Source organism: Anaerococcus sp., from assembly GCF_030825785.1.
GTDB lineage: Bacteria > Bacillota > Clostridia > Tissierellales > Peptoniphilaceae > Anaerococcus.
In genome coordinates, this window is the sequence record NZ_JAPJPG010000052.1 from 1 (window position 1) to 9,041 (window position 9,041).

6 protein-coding genes are annotated in these 9,041 nt (G+C 32.5%); all 6 read right to left on the minus strand.

What is annotated here, in order from left to right; genetic code table 11:
• Positions 1 to 152: 152 nt before the first annotated feature.
• Entirely contained in the window at positions 153 to 1,847 is a 1,695-nt protein-coding gene (locus RCH56_RS06795; protein ID WP_306484222.1) for a phospho-sugar mutase, read from the minus strand.
• Complete coding sequence (pulA, locus tag RCH56_RS06800; protein WP_306484223.1) at positions 1,837 to 3,759, minus strand: type I pullulanase; 1,923 nt, start codon at positions 3,757 to 3,759, stop codon at positions 1,837 to 1,839. The genes RCH56_RS06795 and pulA overlap by 11 nt, the downstream gene beginning before the upstream one ends.
• On the minus strand, positions 3,740 to 5,875 hold the full coding sequence (locus tag RCH56_RS06805; RefSeq protein ID WP_306484224.1) for a glycogen/starch/alpha-glucan phosphorylase: 2,136 nt from the start codon (positions 5,873 to 5,875) through the stop codon (positions 3,740 to 3,742). Before RCH56_RS06805 ends, pulA begins: the two co-directional genes overlap by 20 nt.
• A 115-nt stretch (positions 5,876 to 5,990) precedes the next feature.
• A complete protein-coding gene (gene glgA, locus RCH56_RS06810; protein ID WP_306484225.1) occupies positions 5,991 to 7,424 on the minus strand; it encodes a glycogen synthase GlgA in 1,434 nt (477 codons plus the stop codon).
• A gap of 1 nt (position 7,425) precedes the next feature.
• Positions 7,426 to 8,550, minus strand: coding sequence for a glucose-1-phosphate adenylyltransferase subunit GlgD (gene glgD, locus RCH56_RS06815; protein ID WP_306484226.1), 1,125 nt, complete (start codon positions 8,548 to 8,550; stop codon positions 7,426 to 7,428).
• Position 8,551: 1 nt separating this feature from the next.
• Positions 8,552 to 9,041 (minus strand): sugar phosphate nucleotidyltransferase (locus RCH56_RS06820; protein WP_306484227.1); only part of this gene is annotated, 490 nt, incomplete at its 5' end.

Genomic DNA, 9,041 nt, shown 5'->3' on the forward strand with positions numbered 1-9,041 from the left:
TGATTAAGAATTTGGTTGATTATTATTTACCAACACGATTTGACAAAGAGCCTTTTTATATAGTGATATCTTTTCTAGAAACTGTTCGAATTACTCAGATTTTCTACTAATAAGATTTTATCACTACCTTTCAATCAAGATTAGTTATTGACTTATTCAATTGAATCAATGATATTTTGCATAAATGAATTTATATTTTCTAGTTTCTTCTCAGAAGACTCTAGGTTGTCATCAATTGCATTAATATAGACCTTTATTTTTGGCTCAGTTCCTGAAGGTCTTAGGGCAAACCAAGAATCATTTTCTAGATAATATTTTAAAACATTTGATTTTGGAAGTCCTGTATCATCATTTTGGTAGTCTATGATATTTTTAACCTTTAGTCCACAAACTTCTTTAATAGGATTGTTTCTAACTTCTGTCATTATTCTAGAAATTCTTTCTTGTCCATCTAGACCTTCAAGAACAATTGATACAACTTCATTAGAATAGTAACCGTAATCATTAAACAAGTCATTTATAACATCAAGTAGGCTCTTACCCTTAGCCTTGTAACAGGCTGCCATTTCAGTAATCATCATAGCAGAGTTTACAGCATCTTTATCTCTTACAAAGTCCTTATAGTTGTATCCTATACTTTCCTCAAAACCAAATATGAACTTTCCACTCTTGTTTTCATCTAGTTCATTAGCTACTGCATATATATTCTTAAATCCTGTAAGAACATCATATACTTTTACTCCATATTTATTGGCAATAGGTTTAACTAAGTCAGTTGATACCAAAGACTTAACTACAGCACCATTTTCTGGTAGTTCATTATTTCCCTCGAGAGCCTCTAGTATATAGTTTGTTAATAAAGAACCGATTAGGTTACCTGTTAAGAATTTGTATTCTCCATCCTTATCCAAAACCTCTACTGCACATCTATCAGAATCAGGATCTGTTGCAAGTAAAAGTTCTGCAGATACTTCTTTACCGAGTTCTTCAGAGTATTTGAAGGCCTTTGGATCTTCTGGATTAGGATATCCAACAGTTGTAAAGTCAGGGTCTGGTTTTTCTTGCTCTTTAACTATATGGATATTCTTGAAGCCTCTCTCATCAAGGATTCTTCTAACTAATTTGTTTCCACATCCATTTAGTGGAGTATAGACTACGTTAATACTTTTATCTATGTCCTCATCATTAATTGTACAAGATAAAACTTCCTTTATATAATCTTCTATCAATTGATCATCTACATACTCAATGATTCCTTCTTCCAAACCCTTTTCAAAATCTATTCTTGGTATTTCAAAAAAGTCTGGATGTTCTTGTATATGAGCTAGTATTTTATCTGCAGTTTCATCTAAAATTTGGCTTCCTTCATGGTTATAAGCCTTATATCCGTTATACTCTCTAGGGTTGTGGCTTGCTGTTACCATAACACCTGCGACATTACCTAGTTTTCTTATTGTGTAGGAACATACTGGTGTTGGTTGGATCTCTTTATGGATATAGACCTTAATCCCATTGGCCGCAAAAACTTCCGCAGCTACTTTTGCGAACTCTTCAGACTTATGTCTTACATCGTAGGCAATTGCTACACCCTTTTTCTTCGCTTCTTCTCCACCTTCTGCTATAGTATCGGCAAATCCTTGACTTGCTTGGGCCACGTTGTATACATTCATTCTGTTTGTTCCTGCGCCAAGCTTACCTCTAAGACCAGCTGTACCGAATCTTAAAGATTGATGAAATCTATCTTTTATTTCTTCCTCATCATCTTTTATACTTAAGAGATCTTTTTTGGTTTCTTCATCAAATCTATCATCTTCTAACCATTTGTTATAAATTTCTTTATAGTCCATTTAACTCTCCTAATTTAAATACATTTACCGATTTATTATCTAGTATTAAGTCATCTTCTTCATTATTATCTATTTTATTTATACCCTTTTTGGTAAATATCTTACTGATTTTATTCGCTTTAATAAATTCATCCAATTTTTTTCTATCGATTGACTTTTCATCCATTGATGCATTGATAGCTACTAGATATTTCTCTTTCTCAGATTCTAATTTATAAATAATCAAGGACTCCTCTATATCTTCCATGAAAGTTAAGGATCCTCTGATATCAATAGCCTTAGTCATTCTTAGAATATTTATGGATTTTCTTAATTTAATCAAATCCTTTGTATAATTAAATATATCCATATTATTTAACTTATCTTGCCATTTGATTGAATTTATGCTAAGAGGTGAACGGTAGGAGTTCGCATCGTTACTTTTGCTATGATTAAACTCATTGCCCTCATAGATAAATGGCTTACCGAAGGATAAGAAAATAAGACCAAGAGCAAGCTTAATATAAGAGTCTATATCCTTAGTATCATTTAAGGAAATTGCTAGCTTATCATATAATATTAGATTATCGTGACAATTAAAATAATTTATTGTCTCATTTGCATCATCAGCAAATCCAATTCTTTTATAATCGAAGTTAATAGAGCCAGCTATACCCGTTTCGATTTTGCTTTTATTAGAAAAAATCCCTTGAATATATCCCTTCTCGTAGCCATTTGCATCACCTTTTATAGCATCTCTAAAATCATCATTGAATACACCAAATGAATTTGATCTTTGAGCTCCCTTAAGGATTTGTTTATCAAGAGGCAGTGGAGAATGAAAGGCCATCCAAGGCTCGCCATAAATTATCGTATTAGGATTTATTTTTCTAAGTTCCTTTAAGGCAATTTTAATAGTATCAAGATCGATTAAGGCCATAAGATCAAATCTGAATCCATCTACCTTATATTCTCTAGCCCAATGACAGAGGGAATCTATTATTAATTTTCTAGTAAAGGCATTTTCGCTTTTTACCTCATTGCCAACACCAGATCCGTTTGAAAAGCTCCCGTCCTCATTCATTCTGTGATAATACCCTCTTGCTAGGGTGTTAAGATTTGAATCATAGGACTTGAATGTATGGTTATATACTACATCCATTACAACAGAAATATCATTCCTATGAAAGGTCTGAATCATTTTCTTTGTATCCTTTATCCTAGATAAAGGGTCATAGGGATCTGACGCATAAGAACCTTCTGGAGCAAAGTATAGTTCTGGGTCATAGCCCCAGTTGTAGTTCTCATCATCAAAAAATAAAGAATCGTCTTCATCTACTGATACAAAATCATATATTGGTAGTAATTGAACATGACTTACACCAAGTTCTTTTATGTTATCTATACCAGTCTTTACTCCATCAAGGCTTCCTCCTTCTTCAGTTAATCCAAGGAATTTCCCTTTCTTCTTTACACCACTAGACTTATCAGCTGTATAATTTTTTACGCTCATTTCATAAATTATTGCATCTTCTTCTAAGTTTTGTGGAGACTGCTCCTCCCTGAAACCAGAAGGATCTGTTTCTTTCATGTCAACAACCACCGAGCTTAAGCTGTTTATGGATGCTGTAAAAGAATAAGGATCGGTTACTTCGTACTTATTGTCTACCAAATAGTTGTAATAATAACCCTTATAGTCCCCTTCTAGGGTGATCTCATAAATACCAATTTCATTTTTTACCATTTGATATTTATTTTTCCTTACCTTCATATAGTCATCACTTATCAAGAGATCTAGGGTCTCTGACGTTGGTGAGAAAACCCTGAAGGTTGTTTTATTATTCTTATATATTGCTCCTAGCTTTTCGTCCTTTATTTCATCATAAGTCAAATCTTTGATTCTATCACTTATTTTAATTTTTGTTCCAATCATTTATACCATTCCTTATAATTTTATTATCTAATTTAAAATTATTCGCCCATAGTATATTGTCGATTTCATTTTTGACCCATTTATCCTTATCTAGATAGTCTATCTCTATATCTTCTCTATTAACAAGCAAATCCTCAAGGTCTTTGAAGATTCTAAACGAATCGTTATACATCATGATCTGATCATACATCACTTTAAAATCATATGGGAAAATATCATAACTTTCTCTTATTAGATTTTCTACAGTATATCTTACCATATCATTTGAATAGTAAAAACTGTTCGCATCATAAGATCTAGATTTTTTATCTTCGACTATCTTTCTATAAGTGTCACCTATTATATAAAAGGATTTATTTCCTTCTATATTTTCACAAACACCACCTTTAGTAGTTAGGATATTTGCCATATTTAGAGCAGAGTTTAAAATATGGAAGTCTTGATTGTCTAAATTCGCTAAGGTCAAATTATTGTATATGTCAGTTGCCTTTAATATGATTTTAGACCTATATACATCCAAATCTTCTATAAAAACTATTTTTATTTTTTCTCTTATAATCTTATCCTTGTCTATCATGTGCTTTAGAGCCATGATAAATTTAATAGTTTCCTTAGCCATGAAATATCCTTCGTTTGCCTTCCCCGAGAAAATATAGGTCTTAGGAGTAATCCTAATATTGGTATTTTCTTTAAAATAATAATATTTATAGGCAATAGCCAAGGCATTTAATATTTGTCTTTTACTTTCGTGTATTATAGAAAGCTGTACATCAAATAAACTATAAGGATTTATCTTCTCTTTTGCCAACTCAATTAGCTCAAGCTTGTTATGGTATTTTGCTCTTTCTAAATCATCTATAAAATTGGAATCATCTATTAAACTTGCAATTTTAGAAATATCATATGAATACTCGTCATAAAGGTCGTATTTTCTAAAAACTTCCATAAGTTTTTTATTATTTTTCTCTTGATACATTAATCTATCTGTTCCAAGATTTGTATAGGATAGCTTTCTTCTTGCTTTTTTTTCATCCTTTAAGATCTTAGATAGGTAGATATAATTGTTTGATAAGGCTAAGTTGATATTTTTAAAATATGCGTAGCCATTTTTGATCAAAAAGACCTTTGGATCTTCCTCCTGGAGGGTTGATTGGATTAAAATAATGGTTTCCAAAATCTCAGGATTTACCCTTTTAATCATATCAACTTGATAGCTTTCAAGACTATCGCTAGTAATAGAAAATGCTATGTGCTCAAATATCCTTCTTGTTATAAATATAGCCTCTTTTATACCAACGGAAAATCTATTGTGCAAAATCCTTATAAATTCGACCAAGGCTATAGTTGGATGGATGTCATTGGCAAAGATTTTAATTCTCTCATCTATACCTTCAATCGAAGAATATCTGTTGATATATCTCTTAAATATGTCTCTAATTGCGCTTGCCGAATAGAAGTATTCTTGTTTTAGTCTTAGCAGTTTTCCGTCGTATGAAGAATCATCCAGATATAGGAATTGATTTATAGAACTTGCCTTCACATAATCGTCATAGGCCCTAAATAAATCTCCTCTTGTAAAATCTGAATAGTTTATCGCCTTAGTAGGTTCTGACTGAAAAAGACGGAGTGTGCTTACAAAATCAGCCTTATCATTTACTATCGCAATGTCATAGGCTATAGACTTATGTTTCTTGCCGTCAATATCTAGCTCATAGGAAAATCCTTTTTTATGCTCCCAGTTCGATCCTTCTTCGAGCCAATAATCAGAATACTCAACCTGTTTACCATCTACAATTTTTTGTTTGAGATTACCATTCTCATAACGAAGAGCGTAAGCTACCGACCTGATTTTCTTATTAGCAAGTTCGCTTATCAGAAAACTCGATCCAATACCGATATCCCCGACACCAAGATTGGCCTCTTTTTCGAAATTGATTACATCCTCATAGGAAAATCCAATCACTGCTAATACATCTCTAATCTCTTCTTCCTTGCCCATCCTTGCAATATTTCTTTCAATAAATCTTCCAAGCAAGTATTCAAAGCTTAGTATGTATACCTCAAATTCCATCGTATCGGACTTACTATCTACCCATTTTCTACCTATGTCTTCCATCAAGGCTCTACATAAGCAATCATATACTTCGTTGATTCTGGCGTTGGCCAAATCTTTAGCATAAAAAGAATACAAAAAGCTTTGTATTCTTTCTAATAAATTTCTTTCATTTTTCTTATTTTGCTTTAATTTCATTGTATAAATTTAAATATTTTTCACAAGACTTTTCCCAGTCATTGTTCTGACCCATAGCATTAGCTACAAGCTTCTTAAACTCCTCTTTGTCTTCATTGTATATTTTAAGGGCATCTTTAATACAGAATAGCAATTCGTGGGCATTGATATTTGCAAATGAAAATCCAGTACCTTCTCCTGTATATTCGTTATATGCTATGACTGTATCCTTAAGTCCTCCTGCCTCTCTTACTATTGGCAAAGAACCATATCTCATCGCTATAAGTTGGCTTATACCGCATGGCTCTGAAACACTAGGCATTAGATAGAAGTCACTTCCAGCATAAATCTTATGGCTTTCATCTCCACTATAATAAATTCTAGCTGCTAGCTTATCAGGGTATTTCCATTCGAAATATTTAAACATCTCTTCGTAAGTATAATCTCCTGTTCCTAAAACTACAAATTGGACATCTTCTTGCAAAAGTTCATCCATTATATACCTTACTAGGTCAAGACCTTTCATCTCGGTCAGTCTTGAACAGATTCCTATCAAAGGTACGTCTTCTCTTTGAGGAAGGCCATAGATCTTTTGTAGGTCTAACTTATTTTTAACCTTATCATTGATAGAACCAATGTTATAATTTTGGCTAATTAGTCCATCTGTAGAAGGATCCCAAATATCAAAGTCTATTCCATTTACTATTCCTGTAAGCTTATCAGAATATTTTCTTATAATACCATCAAGGCCTTCCCCATAGAATGGGTATTGGATTTCTCTAGAGTAGTTTTCCGATACAGTATTAAACGCTGTAGAGTGGATTATACCACCTTTCATAAAGTTAATAGCATCATAAAATTTAAGGTCATTTTCATTAAAGTATGATCCATCAAGTCCAGCTAGTCTGAGGTTTTCTGCATCAAATACCCCCTGATATTTAAGGTTATGTATAGTAAATAGAGTCCTTACATCTTCATAGTAAGAATCTCCCCTTCTAAAATCATTTACAAAAACATTAACCATAGCTGTATGCCAATCATTAGAATGAATTATATCAGGATGAAAATTTATCTCTTTGCCAAGTAGAGTACATGCCTTTGAGAAAAAGATAAATCTCTCTGCATCATCATCAAAGCCATAGCAGCCTTTCCTATCAAAATATTCTAAATTGTCTATAAAATAGAAAGTAACTCCATCCCATTTTAGATGATATACTCCAGCATATTGGTGTTTCCAGTCAAGATCAACATAGAATTCTGTTATCTTTTCCATCTTGGTCCTATATTCGTCGCCTATATCCCCGTATAAAGGAAGCACAACCCTACAATCCACACCTTTTTTAACTAATTCCTTTGGGAGGGCCCCTGCTACATCAGCAAGGCCTCCAGTCTTTATAAAAGGAACTGCTTCTCCAGTAAGAAAGAGAATATTCATATTACAATCCTTTCTCTAAATGTTCATCTTTAGATGTTATAAATGGATGAGACCTATTACCAAATAGTCTAGTATCTTTATCCACAAATGTCCTCTTATCTGTGATAGCATAATTTAGAATTGCACCATCAGAAATCACAGTATCCTGGAATATTATTGAGTTCTTGATTGTAGCGCCCTTACCAATATCTACACCTCTGAATACGATTGAATTTTCTACATCACCTCTTATGATTGAACCATTAGCAATTAGAGAATTCTTTACATTAGATTCCTTGGTATAGGAGGTTGAAGGTTCATCTTTTGATTTTGTATAAACTAATCCATCTTCGTAGAAGAGTTGATCGAAGTCTTCTTTATTTAATAATTTCATGTTCGCTTCGAAGAAAGAATTAATATCAGATATTATTTCAAATTCCTTATTATGTCTATAAAAATCTATATTGGCATCTCCAGCAAAAGAAAATATAGCGTTAAGTAAGGACATTTGTGAATTTCTTTCCATTGCAATTCTTAAGATTCTTAAAAATAAATCTCTCTTAATCATGATTGATCCAAGAAATAAATCAATATTTTCGCTCATTCCAAGATTTAGACCTACAGAACATGGTTTTCCTTCCTCATCAGATGATATTATTTTTCTATTTAAATAATATCCATCCTTATCCACTGTTTTGGATGAGAATATTAGACAATCAAGATCATTGGACTCCATAGTCTCCTTTGCGTCGGTTATATCTACCTTATTGATATACATTGGGTTTTTAATGTAAATGTAATCAGAAGGATGATCTTCAAAGTATCTAATAGTGTCATAATATGTCTCTATCTCGCTGAGATTTCCATTAGAACTATATAAAGGAGAGTTTATTAATAATCCACCATTTCTCCTATTTAGTTCCCAACTTTTTCCATTTCCGATATGATCAAGAGTTGATCTAATCATCCTATCTGCATATAAAACTACTCTTGAAATATCATGGTTGGTTATGTTTGATAGAGCAAAGTCTATTATCCTATATCTACCACCAAAAGGAAGCATATAGTCTGGTCTATTTTTGCACAATACACCATAATTTCTCTCTTTAAATTCTGAACTATATATTAAAGCTACTATATTTGGCATATTATTCCTCCTCAATTCCTTCCTTGCTTACAAGGTACACCTTGTCATCATCTTCCTTGCCAATCTTATCTGTTATTGTCATATCAGATGTCACAACGCAATTATAAATCTTAGCTCCACTTTTTACCTTAACTCCGTTTAGTAAGACTGAATTATAAACTTCGGCTCCTTCCTCTACCTCAACACTTGAGAATAATACGGAATTGCTAACCTTACCATCTATAACGCAAGCTTCATTAACAAGTGAATCACTTAGCTCTCCAGTTTTTCCGATTCTGTGTGGTGGTAAATTAAGAGAAGCTGTATAAATCTTCCAGTTTTCATCATAAATATCTAACTCATTTTCAGGATCTATAAGGTCAAGGTTTGCTTGCCAAAAACTTCTAACAGTTCCTACATCTTTCCAATAGCCGTCAAATTTGTATACATATAGATTTAAACCCTCATCAAGCATTTTAGGAATAATATCCTTACCAAAGTCATTTGAAGAA